This window comes from Pseudothauera rhizosphaerae, assembly GCF_004801305.1.
GTDB lineage: Bacteria > Pseudomonadota > Gammaproteobacteria > Burkholderiales > Rhodocyclaceae > Pseudothauera > Pseudothauera rhizosphaerae.
Genome location: NZ_SSOD01000013.1, coordinates 1 through 18,659, shown reverse-complemented (window position 1 = coordinate 18,659; position 18,659 = coordinate 1). Strand labels below are relative to the sequence as shown.

Sequence of the window (18,659 nt, the reverse complement as noted above, 5' to 3'; positions counted from 1 at the left end):
CAGTGCTCCCGTCAAGGAACGAACACATGGAACAGTACCGCGGCACCACCATCCTGTCCGTGCGGCGTGGCAACCGCGTCGCCCTCGGCGGCGACGGCCAGGTCACGCTGGGCAACATCGTCATCAAGGCCACCGCACGCAAGGTGCGCAGGCTCTACCAGGACCGCATCCTGGCCGGCTTCGCGGGCGGCACGGCGGATGCCTTCACCCTCTTCGAACGCTTCGAGGCCAAGCTGGAAAAGCACCAGGGCAACCTGCTCAGGAGCGCCGTGGAACTGGCCAAGGACTGGCGCACCGACCGCATGCTGCGCCGCCTGGAGGCCATGCTGGCCGTGGCCGACCGGGACAACTCCCTGGTGATCACCGGCAACGGCGACGTGCTGGAGCCGGAGTACGGCATCGTCGCCATCGGCAGCGGCGGCGCCTATGCCCAATCCGCTGCGCGCGCGCTGCTGGAGAACACCGAGCTCGGCCCGGAAGAGATCGTCAGGAAGTCGCTCGCGATTGCCGGCGACCTGTGCATCTACACCAACCAGAGCCACGTCGTCGAAACGCTGGACTGAACGCCATGACCCAGATGACCCCGCCGGAGATCGTCTCCGAGCTCGACAAGCACATCGTCGGCCAGGCCCGCGCCAAGCGCGCCGTGGCCATCGCCCTGCGCAACCGCTGGCGGCGCGCCCAGGTGGCCGAGCCGCTGCGCACCGAGATCACGCCCAAGAACATCCTCATGATCGGCCCCACCGGCGTGGGCAAGACCGAGATCGCGCGGCGCCTGGCGCGCCTGGCCAACGCGCCCTTCGTCAAGATCGAGGCGACCAAGTTCACCGAGGTGGGCTACGTGGGGCGGGATGTGGACACCATCATCCGCGACCTGGTGGAGATCGCTGTCAAGGACGGGCGCGAGCGCGCCATGCGCACGGTGCGCGACCGCGCCCTGGACGCCGCCGAGGACCGGGTGCTCGACGCCCTGCTGCCGGCCGCGCGCCCGGTGGGCTTCAACGCCGAGCCGGAAGCCGTGCCGGATACGGCCACGCGGCAGAAATTCCGCAAGAAGCTGCGGGAAGGCGAACTGGACGGCAAGGAGATCGAGCTGGAGGTCGCCGCCCCGTCCATGCAGGCGGAAATCTTCGCCCCGCCGGGCATGGAGGAGCTGACCCAGCAGATCCAGGGCATGTTCCAGAATCTGGGCGGCGGCCGCAAGAAGCTGCGCAAGCTCAAGATCGCCGAGGCGCTGAAGCTGCTGGCCGACGAGGAGGCCGCGCGCCTGATCAACGACGAGGAAGTGAAGGCCGCCGCGGTGCGCGCGGTGGAGCAGAACGGCATCGTGTTCCTGGACGAGATCGACAAGATCGCCGCGCGCAGCGACGTGCACGGCGCCGACGTGTCGCGCCAGGGCGTGCAGCGAGACCTGCTGCCGCTGGTGGAGGGCACCACGGTGTCCACCAAGTACGGCATGATCCGCACCGACCACATCCTGTTCATCGCCAGCGGTGCCTTCCACCTCTCCAAGCCTTCCGACCTGATTCCCGAGCTGCAGGGCCGCTTCCCCATCCGCGTGGAGCTGGAATCCCTGTCGGTGGAGGACTTCGAGCGCATCCTCACGCAGACCGACGCCTGCCTCGTGCGCCAGTACCAGGCCCTGCTGGAGACCGACGGGGTGAAGCTGGAATTCACCGCGGAAGGCATCCGCCGCCTGGCCGAGATCGCCTTCCAGGTGAACGAACGCACCGAGAACATCGGCGCGCGCCGCCTGTACACGGTGATGGAAAAGCTGCTGGAGGAGATCTCCTTCGACGCCGGCAAGATCGGCCTGGACCGCGTCATGGTCGACGCGCCCTACGTGGACGCCCGCCTGGAAGTGCTGGCCCAGCGCGAGGACCTCGCCCGCTACGTGTTGTAAGGGCCGTACCGGTCGGTACGCGGGAAACTGTGCAGGGGGCGTGCGGCGGATGCGCGGCTACACTTGAGCGCTTCGTCTGCCGCCGTGCCGCCTGCCCATGCTGATCCGCATCGTCTCCATCCTGTTCCCGCTGTTCGCCATCACGGCGTTGGGCTATTTCGTCGGCCGGCGCATGAAGCCGGATCTCTCCCACGCGAACAAGCTCAACATGGACGTGTTCGTGCCCGCGCTGGTGTTCGCCGCGCTGGCCAACAAGGATTTCCGCATCGCCGAGTTCGTCCCGCTCACCTTCGCCACGCTGGCGGTAGTGCTCGGCTCCGGGCTGGCGGGCTGGCTGCTCGCCCGCGCCGCGGGCGTGGCGCCCAGGACCCTGGTGCCGCCGCTGATGTTCAACAACTGCGGCAACCTGGGCCTGCCGCTGGCGGTGCTGGCCTTCGGCGACGCCGCGCTGGCGCCGGCGGTGGTGATGTTCATGGTCTCCAACCTGCTGCACTTTTCCTTCGGCGCCTGGCTGCTGGACCACCGCATCCGCATCTGGACGGTGTGGAAGGTGCCTTCGGTGCTGGCCACGCTGGCCGGGCTGGCGGTGGGCATCGCCGGCATCGAGGTGTGGCCGCCGCTGATGACCGCCATCCGGATGCTGGGCGACATCTCCATTCCGCTGATGCTGTTCGCCCTCGGCGTACGCCTGACGGATTCGCGCATCACCTCCGTCGGGCTGGGCGTGTTCGCCGCCGTCGCGCGCCCCGTGGCGGGCATGCTGCTGGCCCTCGGGGCGATGGCGCTGATTCCGCTGCCGCCGCGGGAACAGGCCCTGCTGCTGGTGTTCGGCGCGTTGCCGCCGGCGGTGCTGAACTACATCTTCGCCGAGCGCTACCACCAGGAGCCGGAGAAGGTCGCCTCCATGGTGCTGATCGGCAACCTGGCCGCCCTGCTGTTCCTGCCGCTGGCCCTGGCACTCAGCCTGCCCTGAGCGCCGGCCGCGCGCCTCACGGCGGGGGGACCTCGTCTGCCACGGCATAGCCGTCGCGGCTGCCGTGCTTGATGCGGTACATGGCTGCGTCGGCCGCGCGCAGCAACTCGTCCAGGGTGGTGCCTGCGGTCGGGTAGAGGGCGATGCCGATGCTCGCGGTCATCCGCCAACTGCGGCCGCCGGCCGTGATCGGCTCGGTCAGCGCGGCGACGATGCGGCGCGCCGCGGCGCAGGCCTCTTCCTCCCCGTCCGGGGCGCTCAGCAGCACCACGAACTCGTCCCCGCCCAGGCGCGCGGCGGTGTCGTTCTCGCGGATGGATGCGGACAGGCGGGTGGCGACCGTGCTCAGCACGGCGTCGCCCACCGCATGTCCGGCTTGGTCGTTGACCTCCTTGAAGCCGTCCAGGTCCAGCACCAGCACGGCAGCCGGATGGCCGCTGCGGTGGGCGTGGCCGAGGGTGAAGCGGGCGCGTTCGTCGAGCAGGCGGCGGTTGGGCAGGTTGGTCAGGGCGTCGAAGTAGGCCATGCGGGCGATGATTTCCTCGCCCCGCTTGCGGGCGTCGATGTCCGCGACCTGTACCAGGATGCGGCCGATCTTCGGATCCGCCAGATGGTTGCCGACGCGCGCGGCGATCCAGCGGCTGCCCGCTCCGCCGTCGCGGGTGCGGAATTCCACGCTCGCCGGCCTGCCCTGCTCGCAGGCTGTGCGCAGGGCCGCGCCTACGCGCTCGCCGTCCTCCTCGCGCACCCCGTCGCACAGTTGCCGTCCCAGCCAGGCCTCGCGCGGCACGCCGGTGATGCGCAGGGCGGTGGAACTCGCCTCGTGCACGACGCCGTGCCGGTCGAGGCCGAACACGCAGTCGCTGGCCAGATGCGCCAGCGCGGCCATGCGCGCGGCACGCTGGCGGCGCTGCATCACCAGCCAGGCCACCGCGCCGCTCAGCGAGGCGAGCGATCCGACCAGGAGCAGGGCGGTGAGCGGCTCCACGACGGCGGGCGGCGTGCGCGCCGGGGTGAACAGCAACCGCCATTGGCGGCCGCCGAAGGCGAGTTCGCGCTGCAGCGCGGCGCCGGCCTCGCCGCCGGGCACCGCATCCTGGAACAGCAGCCCGGCATCGCCCGCGACGCCGGCGTCGACGATGCGCAGCGCGAACTGGCGGCGCAGAGGCTCGGACAGCGCCGCATCGACCATGTCGGCGACGCGGAAGGAGGCCGCCACGGTGTCGCGCGGCTCGCCGGTCAGCAGGCCGCGCGCATTGACCGGGGCGAGCATCAGCACCGCCAGCGAACTCGGTTCCTGGCGCAGGCGGATCGGCGGCGTGGCGGCGAAGCCGGTGGCCCGTGCGCGTTCGATGGTCTCGCGGCGCGCCGCGTCGTGCCACAGGTCGAAGCCCAGGGAGCGGTTGTTGCCGACGGCCGGGTGGATGAGCTCCACCAGGTGGTAGTGCGGGCGCTCGCCGGGCGGATGGACCGCGTAGGTGCGATAGGCCTCGTCGAGCGCGGGCAGATGCTGGCGGACCTCGGCGAGGAAGGCCGGCAGTTCCGTTTGGCCGATGTCGCGGTTCAGCGCGAAGGCGCGCAGACCGTTCAGGTTGCGCCGGATGTACAGGGCTTCGACGTAGCGCGTGAACTCGTGCGCGTCCAGTTCGTTCGAAGCGTGATAGGCGGCGCTCAGGCCGAGCAGGGCGTTGCGGTACAGCGCGGTCTGCTGGCCGAGGGAGAGCACCGCCTGGTCGACCGCGCGTTCGAACTGGGCGTGCTGCTGCGCATCGCCCCGGCGGGCGAACTGATGCCAGCCCGCCGCGCCGAGCAGCGCCACGGCCAGGGCCACGGCATAGGCCACGCGGCGTGCGCGCGCCGCGGGTGGAGCGCGGGACTTCCTGCGGACCATGGGTGGCGCGGGGCGTTCAGTCCTGGTTGGCGGCCGGCGGGATCGGGCCGCGGTGGCCAAGGCTGCCCGTCAGCGCGCCGAGCAGTTCCACGGGCACGGGGAAGACGATCGTGGACGCCTTGTCGCCGCCGACCTGGGTGAGGGTCTGCAGGTAGCGCAACTGCATCGCGGCGGGCTGGCGCGACAGCATCTCGGCGGCTTCCATCAGCGTTTCGGCGGCCTGCTTCTCGCCTTCGGCGTGGATCACCTTGGCGCGCCGCTCGCGCTCGGCCTCGGCCTGGCGGGCGATGGCGCGCACCATGCTGTCGTTGAGGTCCACGTGCTTGATCTCCACGTTGGCCACCTTGATGCCCCAGGCATCGGTCTGCGCGTCGAGGATCTGCTGCACGTCCACGTTGAGCCGCTCGCGCTCGGACAGCATCTCGTCCAGTTCGTGCTTGCCGAGCACCGCGCGCAGCGTGGTCTGGGCGAACTGGCTGGTGGCCATCAGGTAGTCCTCGACCTGGATGATGGCCTTTTCCGGGTCCACGACGCGGAAATACACCACCGCGCTGACCTTGACGGACACGTTGTCGCGGGAGATCACGTCCTGGCTGGGCACGTCCATGGTGACCACGCGCAGGTCCACGCGCACCATCTGCTGCAGGCCGGGGATGACGATGATCAGGCCCGGCCCCTTCACCTTCCAGAAGCGGCCGAGCATGAAGATCACGCCGCGCTCGTACTCGCGCAGGATGCGCAGCGAGGAGATCACCAGCGCGATCAGCAGGATGATGAGCGGGCCGAGGCCCAGTTGGAGGTTCAGCATGGTCTTAGCTCCCGTGGTCGGTTGCGGATGCGGTGTGGCGCACGACCTGCAGCGTCAGGCCGTCGAGCGCGGTGACCTGCACCGTGTCGCCGGGCGCCAGCGCCTCGGCGGCGCGGGCGCGCCAGTTCTCGCCGTGGATGTGAATCCAGTAGGTGCCGTCGTCCAGCGCCGTGGTGACTTTGCCCAAACTGCCGGTCATCTCTTCGCGCCCGCTCACCACGCGCCGGCTGCGGCTCTTCAGCGCGAAGCCGCCGAAGGCCATGATGACGGCCGCGCTCGCCAGCGCGAGGCCGATCAGGAAGGGCAGCGGGATGCCGAAGCCGGGTACCTCGGTATCCATCAGGAACAGCCCGCCGACCACGAAGGCGATGATGCCGCCCACACCGAACACGCCGAAGCTGGGGGAGAACACCTCGGCCAGCATCAGCGCGGCACCGATGGCCACCAGCGCCACGCCGGCCCAGTTCACCGGCAGCATCTGGAAGGCATAGAGCGCGATCAGCAGGCAGATGGCGCCGGCCACGCCGGGCACGCCGAAGCCGGGGCTGGTGAATTCGAAGAACAGCCCGTAGATGCCGATCATCATCAGGATCAGCGCCAGTTGCGGGTTGGCGAGCGCGGCCAGGATGCGGTTGCGCAGGTCGGGCTCCAGGTGCTCCACCACCGCGGCGGCGGCGGACAGGGTGACCTTGCCCTCGGCGAGCGCCACTTCGCGCCCGTCAAGCTGGCGCAGCAGGGCCGGCAGGTCCGCGGCGACCACGTCGATGACGCCCTGGGCCAGCGCCTCTTCGGCGGACAGGCTGAGGGCCTCGCGCACCGCGCGCTCGGCGAAATCCGCGTTGCGCCCGCGCAGTTGCGCGAGGCTGCGGATGTAGGCCGCCGCGTCGTTGACCGCCTTGGCGGCCATGGCGTCGGTGCCGGCCGGGGTGCGCGTGGGCGTTGTGTCCTTGTCGCCGTTCTTGTCCTCGTTCTTGTCCGTCTCGCCGGCCGGTTCGGCGGGTTTGTCCGTTCCGCCCGGCTGGGGACCGCCGATGCCGATCGCCACCGGGGTGGCGGCGCCCAGATTGGTGGCCGGCGCCATGGCGGCGATGTGGCTGGCATAGAGGATGTAGGTGCCGGCGCTGGCCGCGCGGGCGCCGCCCGGCGTGACGTAGGTGGCCACCGGCACCGGCGAGGCGAGGATGTCCTTGATGATCAGGCGCATGGAGGTGTCCAGCCCGCCCGGGGTGTCGAGCTCGATCACCACCAGCATGGCGTTGGCTTCCGCGGCGCGCCGGAGGCCGCGCTGGATGAAATCCGCGCTCGCCGGGCCGATGACGCCTTCCACCCGCAACGTGAGCACCTTGCCCTGGGTTGCGGGCTGCTGGGCGGGGGCCGGTCCCCAGGACAGCAGCAGGGCGCCGCCGAGCAGGAATAGCCAAGCCAGCAGGCGACGTGGGTGCAGCAGCGGCATGCTCCGCATCGAGACCACCTCCACCGGGAGACCACCGGCACGCGGATGCGCCGGGTATTCGATGGGTATGAGTGTAGCGTGCGCTGGGCGTTCCTGCCCCGCACGGGGCGGCGCCCGGCGTGCGCTATTGCGCGCCGGGCGGCTCAGCCGTCGCGGAAGCGGTCGATGCGGCGGCGGTCGCGCTTGGTGGGGCGGCCGTGCAGGTCTGCCCCCGGCGGCGGGGCCACGCGCCGCTGCTCGCGCACGAGCTCGCGCCGGGCGCGGCTGTCCGCGGTTTCCTCGTACAGGGTCTGGGCCACGCTGGCCGGGCCGCGCTTGTCGGCGATGGCGCGCACGAGCACGGTGAAGTGCTGTTCGCCCACGGTGACGTCCACCGTGTCGCCCGCCCTGACCTCCCGCGCCGGTTTCACCGCCTGGCCGTTGAGCCGCACCTTGCCGCCCTCCACCGCCTCGGTGGCGCCGCTGCGGTGCTTGAAGAAGCGCGCGGCCCACAGCCATTTGTCGATGCGGGTGCGGGGGGTGGCGGGGTCGGTCATGAAGGGGCGGCGCCGGTGCGATGGGGGATCACCCTATCATGCCGGCGCCGACGGTGTTGTTGGTGCTCTCGTCGATGACGATGAAGGCGCCGGTGGCGCGGTTGGCCGCATAGTCGTCGGCGACGATGGGCTGGGCGAGCTTGAGGGTGATGCGGGCGATGTCGTTCATCGCGAGCTGGCTCGCCTCTTCGTGGGCCAGCGTATTCACGTCCACGCGATGGGCGATCCGCGCCACCTTGGCCTTGACCTCGCGGGTGGTGTGGCGCACGAGGTAGGTGCGCGCGGGGCTGAGCGGGGTCTCGGACAGCCAGCACAGGGTGGCGTCGATTTCCTTGACCGGCGCCGGCGCTTCCGCCGACTTGACGATCAGGTCGCCGCGGGAGATGTCGATCTCGTCTTCCAGCAGCAGGGTCACGGACTGTTCGTGGATGGCGCGTTCCCGGCGCACGCCGCCGATCTCGATGGCCTTGACGCGGCTCGCGGCGCCGGAGGGCAGCACGGTGACCGCGTCGCCCACGCCGACTTCGCCCGATTCGACCCGGCCCATGAAGCCGCGGTAGTCGTGCAGCTCGGGGTTGGCGGAGTCCTGCGGGCGGCATACGTACTGCACCGGGAAGCGGAAGTCCTCGGCCCGTTCGGTGTGGGCGGCGGGGGCGGCTTCCAGGATCTCCAGCAGGGTGGGGCCGTCGTACCAGGCGAGGCGCTCGCCGCGGTCCACGATCATGTCGCCGTTGAGCGCGGAGATGGGGATGAAACGCACGTCGCCGATGCCCAGTTTGGCGGCGAAGGCGAGGTAGTCGGCCTTGATGCGCTCGAAGACGGCCTGGTCGTAGTCCACCAGGTCCATCTTGTTCACCGCCACCAGCAGGTGGGGGATGCCCACCAGGCTGGCCAGGTAGGAGTGGCGGCGGGTCTGGGTCAGCACGCCCTTGCGCGCGTCCACCAGGATGATGGCCAGGTTGGCGGTGGAGGCCGCGGTGACCATGTTGCGGGTGTACTGCTCGTGGCCGGGCGCGTCGGCGATGATGTACTTGCGCGTGCCGGTGGAGAAGTAGCGGTAGGCCACGTCGATGGTGATGCCCTGCTCCCGCTCGGCCTGCAGGCCGTCGGTGAGCAGCGACAGATCCACCGCGCTCGTGCCGCGCCGGGCGGAGGTCTTCTCGATGGCGCTCAGCGTGTCGGCGAGGATGGTCTTGGTGTCGAACAGCAGGCGGCCGATCAGCGTGCTCTTGCCGTCGTCCACGCTGCCGCAGGTGAGGAAGCGCAGCAGGCCGTTGTCGATTTCCGGCAGGTGTTCGGGGGCGGACATGGTCATGGTTCCTGTGATGCTTTGAATGCGGTGCGGTGCGGGGAGCTTTTCTCCTCCCCCTTCAAGGGGGAGGCCGGGAGGGGGATGGGTTTCGGTTCAGTGCCGGGGAAAACCCATCCCCACCCCAACCCTCCCCTTGAAGGGGAGGGGGTTGTCAGAAATACCCCTCCTTCTTGCGCTGTTCCATGGACGCTTCCGAGGTCTGATCGTCCATACGCGTGGCGCCGCGCTCGGTGATCGTGGTGGTGGCGGTCTCCAGCAGGATCTTGTCCACCGTGTCGGCGTCGGATTCCACCGGCGCCGTGCAGGTGATGTCGCCCACGGTGCGGAAGCGCACGAGGACGTCCTCGACCTTGTCCTCGGCTTTCGCCGGCGTCAGCGGGGTGACCGGCTGCAGCAGGCCGTTCTTCCTCACCACCGGGCGCACGTGGGCGAAGTAGATGCTCGGCAGTTCGAGCTGCTCGCGCTGGATGTACTGCCACACGTCCAGTTCGGTCCAGTTGCTGATGGGGAAGGCGCGGATGTTCTCGCCCTTGTGGGAGCGGGCGTTGTACAGGTTCCACAGCTCGGGGCGCTGGTTCTTCGGGTCCCATTGGCCGAACTCGTCGCGGAAACTCATGATGCGTTCCTTGGCGCGCGCCTTCTCCTCGTCGCGCCGTGCGCCGCCGATACACGCATCGAACGAAAACTCCTCGATGGCTTCCAGCAGGGTCACCGACTGGTGCTTGTTGCGCGATTCGCCCGGATGCTTGAGCACCACCGTGCCGCGGGCCATGGAATCCTCCACCGAGCGCACGATCAGGCGCTCGCCCAGCTCGGCGGCGCGGCGGTCGCGGAACTCGGTCACTTCCGGGTAGTTGTGGCCGGTGTCGATGTGCATCAGCGGGAAGGGGAAGCGCCCCGGGCGGAAGGCCTTCTCCGCCAGGCGCAGCAGGCAGATGGAATCCTTGCCGCCGGAGAACAGCAGCACCGGGTTGGCGCACTGGCCCGCCACCTCGCGCAGGATGTGGATGGCCTCGGCTTCGAGCCAGTCCAGGTGGGACAGGGTCTGTTTGGTCAGCGTGGACATGATCTTCTCAACGGCTCGGTTGCTGGGCGGAGCGCGCGCGCAGGCCGCGCAGCGCGGCACGAAGACCCGCGCGCAGCGCACTCAGACGGTGTTGCAGGCCGCGCCGGGTGGCACCGACCGGGGTGGTGTGCGGGGCGCTGGCCGGATGAGTATGGCGGTTGCTCATGGTTCAGTTCTTCTTGACGTGCAGGCCGCATTCCTTGCTGGCGGGGTCTTCCCACCACCAGCGCCCGGCGCGGATGTCCTCGCCGACGGCGATGGCGCGGGTACAGGGCGCACAGCCGATGCTGGGGTAGAACTGGTCGTGGAGCGCGTTGTAGGGCAGGTCGTGCAGGCGGATGTAGGCCCACACTTCCGCCTCGCTCCAGTCGGCGAGCGGGTTGAGTTTTTCCAGCTTGTTGCCGGCATCGAACTCGCGCACGGCCACGCCGGCGCGGGTCACGGACTGGGCGGCACGCAGGCCGGTGATCCAGGCCTTTTTTCCGGCGAGCGCCCGGGCCAGCGGCGCCATCTTGCGCACGCCGCAACAGCCCTTGCGCAGCTCCACGGAGTCGTAGAAGGCGTTGATGCCGTGGGTGCGCACGTAGCCTTCCACCGCCGCGGCGTCCGGGAAGTACACCTTCAGCTTGGTGCCGTAGCGCTGTTCGACTTCGCCCATCAGGGCGTAGGTCTCGGCCGGCAGGCGGCCCGTGTCCAGCGAGAAGATCTCGACGGCCAGGCGGTTGGCGAGGATCAGGTCGGTGAGCACCATGTCCTCGGCGCCGAAGCTGTTGGCAAAGGTGAGTTCGCCCCGGGCGCCGAACTCGGCCACAGCGTCCCGCAGCAGGGCGAGGGCGGTGGCGGCCTTGGCCTCGACCGCAGCGCGCAGCGCGGCGGTGAGTTCCGGGCGCGTGGCGGGGTTGCCCGCCGCCGGGCGCAGCAGGGAGACGGCGGCGGTGCTCACGGGCGCGCCTCGCGGCTCACGCGGCGGAACAGCGGGTCCCGGTCCACCGCGCCCTGGTAGGGCTCGGAGAAGTCCTTCAGGCTGGCGAGCGCCGCCTGCAACTGTTCCGTGCTGTACTTGCCGGGCTGGGGCTGGATGGCGTCGAAGCCACAGCGCAGGTAGAAGAAGAACTGGTCGCGGAGCACGTTGCCGATGGCGCGCAGTTCGCCGCCGTAACCCAGGCGGGTGCGCAGCAGGGTGGCGATGGAATAGCCGCGGCCGTCGGCGAACTTGGGGAAGTCCACGGCGATCAGCGCAACGCGCGCCAGATCGTCGGCGAGCAGAGCGGGATCGTCGTCGCCCGCCAGCCACACGGCCAACACGCCGGCATCCAGGCGGGCGCCGAGCCGGTCGCGCTGGGCCTGCCACACCGGCAGCGGCACGATGCGGCGCCCGGGCGGCACTCCCACGGTGGCCGGGTCCTGGCCTTCGGCGAGGCGCAGCACCTCCCAGTCGTCGGCGTGAAGCGCGCCGTGCTTGATGATCTCAGACATTGGCCACCTTCCTCTCCTGCTTGCGGGTGGCGTGCTCGGCATACACCCGGGTCTTGAACGGTACGGCGCCCACGCGGCGCACGGTGTCGATGAAGCGCTCGTCGGCGTGGCGCAGGTCGAGGTAGGTGGCGATCAGGGTCTCGACCACGTCGGGCATCTCGGCGGCGGCGAAGGACGGGCCGATGACCTTGCCCAGCTCGGTGTCGTTGCCCTGGTCGCCGCCGATGGTGACCTGGTACCACTCCTCGCCGTTCTTATCCACGCCCAGTACGCCGATGTGGCCGACGTGGTGGTGGCCACAGGCGTTCATGCAGCCGGAGATGTTGAGTTCCAGTTCGCCGATGTCGAAGAGGTAGTCCAGGTCGTCGAAGCGGGCCTGGATGGCATTGGCGATGGGGATGGACTTGGCGTTGGCGAGGTTGCAGAAGTCGCCGCCGGGGCAGCAGATGAGGTCGGTGAGCAGGCCGAAGTTGGGGGTGGCCAGGCCGGCGTCGCGCGCCTCCTGCCACAGCTCGAAGAGCGCGCGCTGTTCCACGTCGGCGAGCACCAGGTTCTGCTCGTGGGTGGTGCGCACCTCGCCGAAGCTGTAGCGCTCCGCCAGGTCGGCCACGCGGTCGAGCTGGTCGGCGGTGATGTCGCCGGGGGCGATGCCGGTGGGCTTGAGGGACAGCACCACGCTGGCGTAGCCGGGGCGCTTGTGGCTGCGCACGTTGCGCTTCGCCCACGCGGCGAAGGGCTTGTTCGCGGCTTTCTTCGCTTCAATAACGGCGTCCGTCGCGGGCAGGTCCAGATAGGCAGGGTCGTGGAAGTGCTGCGCCACGCGGGCCACTTCGGCCTCGGTCAAGGTAGCGGGGCCGCCTTTCAGGTAGGCGAACTCCGCCTCCACCTGGCGGCGGAATTCGGCGATGCCCAGCGCCTTGACCAGGATCTTGATGCGCGCCTTGTACAGGTTGTCGCGCCGCCCGTGCAGGTTGTAGACGCGCAGGATGGCTTCGCAGTAGGACAGGATGTGCTGCCAGGGCACGAAGGCGGCGATCTCCTCGCCGATGATGGGCGTGCGCCCCAGGCCGCCGCCCACCAGCACGCGGAAGCCCGCGTTGCCGCCGGCGTCGCGCTGCAGGTCGAGGCCGATGTCGTGGGCCTGGATCACCGCACGGTCCTCGGCCGCGCCGTTCACGGCGATCTTGAACTTGCGCGGCAGGAAGGCGAATTCCGGATGGAAGGTGCTCCACTGGCGCACCAGCTCGGCCCAGGGGCGCGGGTCGATGTGCTCGTCGCCGGCCACGCCGGCGAAGGGGTCGGAAGTCACGTTGCGGATGCAGGCGCCCGAAGTCTGGATGGCGTGCATCTGCACGGTGGCCAGCTCGGCGAGGATTTCCGGCACCACTTCCAGCGCCGGCCAGTTGAACTGCACGTTCTGGCGCGTGGTGAAGTGGGCGTAGCCCCGGTCGTAGGTGCGCGCGATGTGGGCCAGCTTGCGCACCTGGACGGCGCGCAGGTTGCCGTAGGGAATCGCGATGCGCAGCATGGGCGCGTGGCGCTGGATGTAGAGGCCGTTCTGCAGGCGCAGCGGGCGGAACTCGTCCTCGCTGAGTTCGCCGGCCAGGTAGCGCCGGGTCTGGTCGCGGAACTGCGCGACCCGCTCGTCCACGATGCGCTGGTCGTATTCGTCGTAGTGGTACATCGCTGCTCTCTGCGTACCGGCGGGCCCGCCGGGTCTTCGGGGATGGTGCAGCGCATCGTAAGGGTGCGTAATAGGTGCAGGAAGCCGTTCTGCGTTAGACTCAAAGAACTTCTGGTTATTTGCGCGGTGCGCCCGCGCGGAGGAACGCCATGAACCTTCAGCAACTGCGCTACGTGCATGAAGTGGCCCGCCACGGGCTCAACGTTTCCGAGGCCGCCGAGGCCCTGTTCACCTCCCAGCCCGGCGTGTCCAAGCAGATCCGCCAGCTCGAAGCCGAACTCGGCGTGGAGATTTTCGTGCGCCACGGCAAGCGCCTGGTGGAGGTCACCGAGCCGGGGCGCGCGGTGCTGGAGATCGTCGGCCGCATGCTGCGCGACATGGAGAACCTGCGCCAGGTCGGCGAAGAGTTCAGCAACGAATCCGCCGGCAGCCTCTCCATCGCCACCACCCACACTCAGGCGCGCTACGCGCTGCCCGGCGTGATCCGCGATTTCATGCAGCGCTACCCGCAGGTCAAGCTCTCCCTGCACCAGGGCAGCCCGCGCCAGGTGTGCGAGATGGTGCTCTCCGGCGAGGCCGACATCGCCATCGCCACCGAGGCCATCGCCGACTACGACGAACTGGTCATGCTGCCCTGCCAGCAGTGGAACCGCTGCATCGTCGCCCCCCTGCGCCACCCCATCCTGCAGGCCAGCCCGCTCACGCTGGAAGAGATCGCGCGCTGGCCCATCGTCACCTACGATTTCGCCTTCACCGGCCGCAACCAGATCAACAAGGCCTTCCTCGGCCGCGGCCTGAAACCCAACGTGGTGCTCACCGCCATCGACTCGGACGTGATCAAGACCTACGTGGGCATGGGCCTGGGCGTCGGCATCCTGGCGCGCATGGCCTACGACCCGGTGGTGGACAAGAACCTGGGCATGCTGGATGCGAGCCACCTCTTCGAGTCCAGCACGACGCGCATCGGCATCCCGCGCAAGGCCTGGCTGCGCGGCTATGTGTACGCCTTCATCGAGCTGTTCGCGCCGCACTTGTCGCGGCGGGTGGTGGAGGCGGCGCTGGCGGGGGGTGGGACGGACCCGGGGTTGTAGGGGCGGCCGGCAGCCGTGCATGTCGACCGACGAGGTGGGATCTTCTAATATTCATCCGTGCTGATGCCAGGATGTTGGGTGCCGGACCTTGCTGCACTCAATGCACCGAATCCATCCCGCATCAAGTACTTCCCGGAATCTTCAAGAGACCTTGGCATGGCGTTTCAATCCCCAACGTTCATCGCAAGCATCGCACTGGTCCTGGCCTCCACGGCCGGCTGGGCGCAGACCACTCCGCCTGTCGCCTCGCGCCTGACCCAGGTAAAGCTCTACCCCGGCGTCGCAGCCGTGGAGCGCACGGCCCGTGTGGCTGCCGGAGCACGCCAGTTCATCTTCGATTGCCTGCCTGCGCGGCTGGATGTGAACAGCCTGTTGATCGATGCGGACGCAGGCGTCCGGCTGGGCGAGACGGCAGTGCGCACGCGACCGCGCGAACTGGCGACGGAATGCCGTAGTCCGCTGGAGGACCGCATCCGCTCGCTGGAGCGGCAGATCGACGACTTGGGGGCCGAGCTGGCAGGGCTGGCCCACGCCGACGGCTACCTGGGCAGCTTCAAGACGCCCGCCGCCGACGGGGCGAGCGGGCGCGGGGCGGCGCAGATCGGCCCCACGGCGGAGGCGCTGCAGCGCGCCGGGAAGTCGGTGCAGGCGCGCCGGACGCAGATCGAGCGCCAGCAGCAGGAACTGACGGAGGCGCTCAAGCCGCTGGTGGCGGAGCGCGACCGTATCCACGGAGCGGACAGCCGGGTTGCCAGCGTGCAGGTGACGCTGGCGGCGGCGCAGGCCGGCGACGTGCGGCTGACCTACCAGGTGCGCGGCGTGGGCTGGGAGCCCAGCTACCGGGCGCAACTGGATACGGGCGCGCGCAGCCTGACGCTGCTGCGTTTGGCGCAGGTGGCGCAGAACACGGGCGAGGATTGGACGGACGTGCCCATCGTGCTGTCCACCGGCCAGCCCGGCGCGGCGACCAGCGGCCCGCTGCCACGCCCGTGGCGTCTGGCCGAGCAGCCGCCAGTGACGCTGGAGTCGTCCGCCGAACTGCGGTCCGCGCCCGCCCGGGCCCTGGCAGCGCCCGCTCCGTCCGCCAAGATGGACGTGGAGGCGGACAGCCTGCCCAGCTTCGACGCCAGCGTTTTCAACAAGGGCTTCGCTACCGAGTTCGTCGTGCCTCAGCGTATCACCGTGCCCAGCAACGGCGAGCGCGTGACGCTGACGCTGGGCGAGCAGCGCCTGCCCGCGCGGCTGGCAGCGCAGACCACGCCCGCGCTGCAGGCGGCCGCGTACCTGGTGGCCCGCGTGGATGCGCCGCAGGGCGTCTGGCCGCCGGGCGCGCTGGCGTTGTACCGGGATGGCGCCTACGTGGGGGCGGGGCGGCTGGATACCGCCGCGCTGGCGCGCGACGGCCTCGCCTTCGGCCGCGACGAGTTGGTGACGGTGCGTATGGAGCCGGTGGCCGAGGTCGCAGGCTCCGGCGGCTTCATCGGCGGGCGCACCGAACGCCGCCTGACAACCGCCTTCGAGATCCAGAACCGCCACGACAAGGACATCACGCTGCAGGTGCTGGATGCCGCGCCGGTGAGCGGGCACGAGAAGATCACGGTGGAATCGCGCTACGAGCCCGCGCCCCAAGACACGGCCTGGAACGGCCAGCCGGGTACCGTGCAATGGGAACTGCCGCTGGCGGCGGGCGCGACGCAGCGCATCGCGGTGGAACACCTCATCAGCCATCCGGCGGACATGCGGGTGCGGGAGTTGCGGTGATGTGTCCGGTTGCCGGGGCGCTCTTCATTCCGGCGTCCACCCGGTTCCGCCCCTTCACCGCCACCCTTCCCGCCATGCCCGGTATTCCCCCGGCCGTAGCCGGTAGCGGGCGATGTTGCCCTCGTGCAGGCTCAGCAGTTCGGTTTCGGCGATCTCGATGAAGCGCGGGCGATCCGGTTCCGGAATATCGTTTGCGGCCCGCTGGCGGATGCGCGCGACGGCGGCCGCCTTGTCGAAACGGGCACGCACCACCTCGGCGACCGTCTCGCCGAGCAGTTGGCGGTAATGCAGGCGGAAAGGATCGGGCTCGCCCAGGGACTGGCGTACTGCGGAATAGCGCGCGCAGGAGCGCTTGTACGCCCAGGCGAAAACGTCGCGCAACAGTTCGATGCGGTTCAGCTCGTAGATGCCGAGCGTGGCATTCACGTAGGTGTGCTGCGGCACATCGACGAAGGAGAGCGGGCACAGGTTGTGCCGGATCAGCGGGATGTTGGCCGCGAGACGCGAGACGCGCTTGTTCACGTCTTCGAAAGGCTGCAGATAAGGCAGATGCACCATGACGAAGAAGGCCTGCTCGAAGGGCTCGGCGATGGCAGCAGCGGTGTCCAGCACCTGGCCGAAGCACTCTTCGATGCGCTGCGGGCCTTCCAGTGGGTGAAACACGGTGCCGCCGATGCCGACCGCGATCGTGCGCAGACGGCCGCTGGCGGTGGGGTCGGCGAGCAGGTTGTCCGACAGCAGGGCATGCAGGTTCAGCAGGGTGTAGCGGTCGAAGCCGATGTCTGCGGCGCCGTCCACCAGGAACTCGATGGCGCCCTTGTGGTTGAGGATCATCTGCGCTTCGAGGGTGTCCTTGCCGCTGGCCGTCTGGCCGGCCGCGAGCAGGCGTTCGGTCTCCAGCAGGGAGTACGTGTTGCCTTCGAGGCGGCTGGAGTTCCACGAAAGGTCGATCAGCAGGCGGTCGTAGATCTGGCGGGCATAGGTCCCGGCGGGCGTCTCGGCCACGCTGGCCTGACCGGCTGCGCGTAGTTCGTCGCACAACGCGGGCGGCAGGTAGCGGGTGCGATTGGGTTGGTAGGCATCGAGGAAATCGCGCCGATAGCCAACCGGCCGGCGCCGGGCGAGCGGCTGGCGGATTGCGGCTTCCACCTCGCGTGCGGCCAGCGAAAGCGGAATGACGGTCTCGGCGACGCCGACGGCGCGGGCCGGTAGCGTGGCATCGGCAGGGGGATAGACCAACGCCGGCTCTTGCTGGATGGCCGCAAGATAGCGCCGGCCCCGCCTTTCGCCCCGGGCGCGCAGGCGGCCTTCTTCGACGAGTTGAGCCAGCCGCCGCTGCAGGGTGCGGCGCGGCGGTGCATCGGGCAGGGCGGCGGTGATGGCTTCGATGCTCGCGCCCGCGGGAAAGCGGCTGACGGCTTCGACGATGGCGGCGAGTTCGGCAGAGGCGGGGATGGAGGGCATGGGACACACTAGCGCAAAAAGTTATGCGCCATTTTTGCGCCAAAATGGCGCAAATTGCAATAATGCGCCGAGTATGCGCCGCGCAGCTGGAATCGAAGGGGCCGGCGGCAAGGGGCCGGAGCCATCCTGAGCGTGCCGCAATGATTGTGATCACGCGCGCTACGGGATAGCTTGTGCGCGAGTACTGCACCGGAGCGCCAAGGATGTCACCTCCGCCCGATTCACCGTCCGCCGACTTCTCCGCCCTCGACCGCCTCGGCCTGAACCTTCACGCCGTTTTCGACGTCGCCGTCTTGCCTGCCCAGTTGGCCGACGATCTTCGGCGTGACTTTGCCCCTGCCCACGATGCCCGCCAGCTCATTCTCATCGGCAACGCCGGCCGCGCGCTGTGGGCCTCGGTGAAGGCTGCCGGCATCGCGTCCGACGACCCCATCGACGATTTCAGTGTGTGTGCCGTCGTCCGGTGGTTCGCCGAGCAGTTGCCCGGTCATCGCTACACCTTGCTCTACCCAGGCGACAAACCCGTCGGCCTACAGGCGCTGGGGCGGCTGGCGGGCTGGCATCACGCCACGCCCTTCATGGTGGGCATCCTGCCGCAATGGGGGAGCTGGTTCGGCTATCGGGTGGCCTTGCTGGCCGACACGGAGCTGCCGGTGACGGCACCCTTGCAGGTGGAATCGCCCTGTCTCTCCTGTGCCGCGCGGCCCTGCGTTGCCGCCTGTCCGGCGCAGGCGATGGCGGGGGGCGCGTTTGCGCTGGATAAGTGCCTCGCCTGGCGGCGGCTGCCGGATTTGTCCTGCCGGGGGCGCTGCCTCGCGCGCGATGCTTGTCCGGTGGGGCGGGAGCATCGCTACGACGAGGATCACATGCGCCACACCTACGAGCAGTCGCTGCGCAGGATCGAGCGTTACCTTTGACCCGGTTCCTCAGCCGGGCGCGTGCGCAGCGCTTCCGAACAGCGTCTCGTCGCTACTGGCGATGGCCAGCATCAGCAATACGCGCGCCTGCAGCGCGGAGCACCAGCCGGCGGGAATCAGTTCGGGGTGTGGCCGGCGAGCCGTGACCGGGCCGGTTGCAACGCGGCTGGCGCGCACCAGGCGCAGGCCGGCGGCTGCGGCGCGGTCGATGGCCGGCGCCCAGGCGTCCGGCAGGCTGCCGTTGCCGGGCAGGGCCAGCACCGCGCCGGCGGCGCCGGCTTCGCGCAGGGCGTCGAGCAGGCGCGGGTCGGCGCCGGCGGCGAC

At 69.6% G+C, this 18,659-nt stretch carries 17 protein-coding genes and 1 pseudogene; 6 read left to right on the top strand and 12 right to left on the bottom strand.

Going from position 1 to position 18,659, the window contains the following annotated elements:
- Window positions 1-26 precede the first annotated feature (26 nt).
- The 3 genes from hslV (at window position 27) to E6O51_RS15190 (ending at window position 2,876) form a co-directional block, all read left to right on the top strand.
- Window positions 27-563 carry an ATP-dependent protease subunit HslV gene (gene hslV, locus E6O51_RS15200; RefSeq protein ID WP_136385856.1) on the top strand — a complete coding sequence of 179 codons (537 nt, stop codon included), beginning with the start codon at window positions 27-29 and terminating at the stop codon, window positions 561-563.
- Between the two features lie 5 nt (window positions 564-568).
- Window positions 569-1,903, top strand: a complete 1,335-nt coding sequence (gene hslU, locus E6O51_RS15195) for an ATP-dependent protease ATPase subunit HslU (RefSeq protein WP_136385855.1) — start codon at window positions 569-571, stop codon at window positions 1,901-1,903.
- 97 nt (window positions 1,904-2,000) lie between these two features.
- A complete protein-coding gene (locus E6O51_RS15190; RefSeq protein WP_136385854.1) occupies window positions 2,001-2,876 on the top strand; it encodes an AEC family transporter in 876 nt (291 codons plus the stop codon).
- A gap of 16 nt (window positions 2,877-2,892) precedes the next feature.
- Here E6O51_RS15190 and E6O51_RS15185 read toward each other — a convergent pair whose 3' ends face one another.
- The 10 genes from E6O51_RS15185 to E6O51_RS15145 all read right to left on the bottom strand — a co-directional run bounded on the left by E6O51_RS15185 (window position 2,893) and on the right by E6O51_RS15145 (window position 13,102).
- The gene (locus E6O51_RS15185) at window positions 2,893-4,767 is read right to left on the bottom strand and encodes a sensor domain-containing diguanylate cyclase (RefSeq protein WP_136385853.1); all 1,875 of its coding nucleotides are present in this window, start codon (window positions 4,765-4,767) and stop codon (window positions 2,893-2,895) included.
- Window positions 4,768-4,783: 16 nt separating this feature from the next.
- Window positions 4,784-5,575, bottom strand: a complete 792-nt coding sequence (locus tag E6O51_RS15180) for a slipin family protein (protein WP_168735293.1) — start codon at window positions 5,573-5,575, stop codon at window positions 4,784-4,786.
- Between the two features lie 4 nt (window positions 5,576-5,579).
- Window positions 5,580-7,028 (bottom strand): NfeD family protein, encoded by a 1,449-nt coding sequence (locus tag E6O51_RS15175; RefSeq protein WP_136385852.1) that lies wholly within the window; start codon window positions 7,026-7,028, stop codon window positions 5,580-5,582.
- A 143-nt stretch (window positions 7,029-7,171) separates the two neighbouring features.
- The gene (locus tag E6O51_RS15170; protein ID WP_136385851.1) at window positions 7,172-7,564 is read right to left on the bottom strand and encodes an RNA-binding S4 domain-containing protein; all 393 of its coding nucleotides are present in this window, start codon (window positions 7,562-7,564) and stop codon (window positions 7,172-7,174) included.
- 28 nt (window positions 7,565-7,592) lie between these two features.
- The gene (cysN, locus tag E6O51_RS15165) at window positions 7,593-8,873 is read right to left on the bottom strand and encodes a sulfate adenylyltransferase subunit CysN (protein WP_136385850.1); all 1,281 of its coding nucleotides are present in this window, start codon (window positions 8,871-8,873) and stop codon (window positions 7,593-7,595) included.
- Window positions 8,874-9,027: 154 nt separating this feature from the next.
- Entirely contained in the window at window positions 9,028-9,942 is a 915-nt protein-coding gene (gene cysD, locus E6O51_RS15160; RefSeq protein ID WP_136385849.1) for a sulfate adenylyltransferase subunit CysD, read from the bottom strand.
- 7 nt (window positions 9,943-9,949) lie between these two features.
- Window positions 9,950-10,108, bottom strand: a complete 159-nt coding sequence (locus E6O51_RS21910) for a hypothetical protein (protein WP_168735292.1) — start codon at window positions 10,106-10,108, stop codon at window positions 9,950-9,952.
- Between the two features lie 3 nt (window positions 10,109-10,111).
- Window positions 10,112-10,885, bottom strand: a complete 774-nt coding sequence (locus E6O51_RS15155) for a phosphoadenylyl-sulfate reductase (RefSeq protein WP_136385848.1) — start codon at window positions 10,883-10,885, stop codon at window positions 10,112-10,114.
- A complete protein-coding gene (locus E6O51_RS15150) occupies window positions 10,882-11,418 on the bottom strand; it encodes a DUF934 domain-containing protein (RefSeq protein WP_136385847.1) in 537 nt (178 codons plus the stop codon). The genes E6O51_RS15155 and E6O51_RS15150 overlap by 4 nt, the downstream gene beginning before the upstream one ends.
- Window positions 11,411-13,102, bottom strand: a complete 1,692-nt coding sequence (locus E6O51_RS15145) for a nitrite/sulfite reductase (RefSeq protein ID WP_136385846.1) — start codon at window positions 13,100-13,102, stop codon at window positions 11,411-11,413. The genes E6O51_RS15150 and E6O51_RS15145 overlap by 8 nt, the downstream gene beginning before the upstream one ends.
- A gap of 149 nt (window positions 13,103-13,251) precedes the next feature.
- Here E6O51_RS15145 and cysB point away from each other — a divergent pair, with 149 nt between their 5' ends.
- Entirely contained in the window at window positions 13,252-14,193 is a 942-nt protein-coding gene (gene cysB, locus E6O51_RS15140; protein ID WP_136385845.1) for an HTH-type transcriptional regulator CysB, read from the top strand.
- Window positions 14,194-14,349: 156 nt separating this feature from the next.
- Window positions 14,350-15,954, top strand: a complete 1,605-nt coding sequence (locus tag E6O51_RS15135) for a DUF4139 domain-containing protein (RefSeq protein WP_211091429.1) — start codon at window positions 14,350-14,352, stop codon at window positions 15,952-15,954.
- Window positions 15,955-16,008: 54 nt separating this feature from the next.
- On the opposite strand, the gene E6O51_RS15130 is transcribed toward E6O51_RS15135, so the two are convergent.
- Complete coding sequence (locus tag E6O51_RS15130) at window positions 16,009-17,418, bottom strand: Fic family protein (RefSeq protein WP_136385844.1); 1,410 nt, start codon at window positions 17,416-17,418, stop codon at window positions 16,009-16,011.
- Between the two features lie 203 nt (window positions 17,419-17,621).
- Between E6O51_RS15130 and E6O51_RS15125 the strand changes: the two genes are divergently transcribed.
- A complete protein-coding gene (locus tag E6O51_RS15125) occupies window positions 17,622-18,335 on the top strand; it encodes a hypothetical protein (RefSeq protein WP_136385843.1) in 714 nt (237 codons plus the stop codon).
- A gap of 9 nt (window positions 18,336-18,344) precedes the next feature.
- Here E6O51_RS15125 and E6O51_RS21905 read toward each other — a convergent pair.
- Window positions 18,345-18,659 (bottom strand): annotated as a pseudogene (locus tag E6O51_RS21905) (asparaginase); the annotation flags it as partial.

Coding starts and splice junctions, on each gene's coding strand:
- cysB (WP_136385845.1), top strand. CDS start 13,252: ATGAACCTTCAGCAACTGCGCTACGTGCATGAAGTGGCCCGCCACGGG.
- E6O51_RS15175 (WP_136385852.1), bottom strand. CDS start 7,028: ATGCCGCTGCTGCACCCACGTCGCCTGCTGGCTTGGCTATTCCTGCTC.
- E6O51_RS15125 (WP_136385843.1), top strand. CDS start 17,622: ATGTCACCTCCGCCCGATTCACCGTCCGCCGACTTCTCCGCCCTCGAC.
- hslV (WP_136385856.1), top strand. CDS start 27: ATGGAACAGTACCGCGGCACCACCATCCTGTCCGTGCGGCGTGGCAAC.
- E6O51_RS15190 (WP_136385854.1), top strand. CDS start 2,001: ATGCTGATCCGCATCGTCTCCATCCTGTTCCCGCTGTTCGCCATCACG.
- E6O51_RS15145 (WP_136385846.1), bottom strand. CDS start 13,102: ATGTACCACTACGACGAATACGACCAGCGCATCGTGGACGAGCGGGTC.
- E6O51_RS15150 (WP_136385847.1), bottom strand. CDS start 11,418: ATGTCTGAGATCATCAAGCACGGCGCGCTTCACGCCGACGACTGGGAG.
- E6O51_RS15135 (WP_211091429.1), top strand. CDS start 14,350: ATGGCGTTTCAATCCCCAACGTTCATCGCAAGCATCGCACTGGTCCTG.
- E6O51_RS21910 (WP_168735292.1), bottom strand. CDS start 10,108: ATGAGCAACCGCCATACTCATCCGGCCAGCGCCCCGCACACCACCCCG.
- E6O51_RS15170 (WP_136385851.1), bottom strand. CDS start 7,564: ATGACCGACCCCGCCACCCCCCGCACCCGCATCGACAAATGGCTGTGG.
- E6O51_RS15185 (WP_136385853.1), bottom strand. CDS start 4,767: ATGGTCCGCAGGAAGTCCCGCGCTCCACCCGCGGCGCGCGCACGCCGC.
- E6O51_RS15130 (WP_136385844.1), bottom strand. CDS start 17,418: ATGCCCTCCATCCCCGCCTCTGCCGAACTCGCCGCCATCGTCGAAGCC.
- hslU (WP_136385855.1), top strand. CDS start 569: ATGACCCAGATGACCCCGCCGGAGATCGTCTCCGAGCTCGACAAGCAC.
- E6O51_RS15180 (WP_168735293.1), bottom strand. CDS start 5,575: ATGCTGAACCTCCAACTGGGCCTCGGCCCGCTCATCATCCTGCTGATC.
- cysN (WP_136385850.1), bottom strand. CDS start 8,873: ATGTCCGCCCCCGAACACCTGCCGGAAATCGACAACGGCCTGCTGCGC.
- cysD (WP_136385849.1), bottom strand. CDS start 9,942: ATGTCCACGCTGACCAAACAGACCCTGTCCCACCTGGACTGGCTCGAA.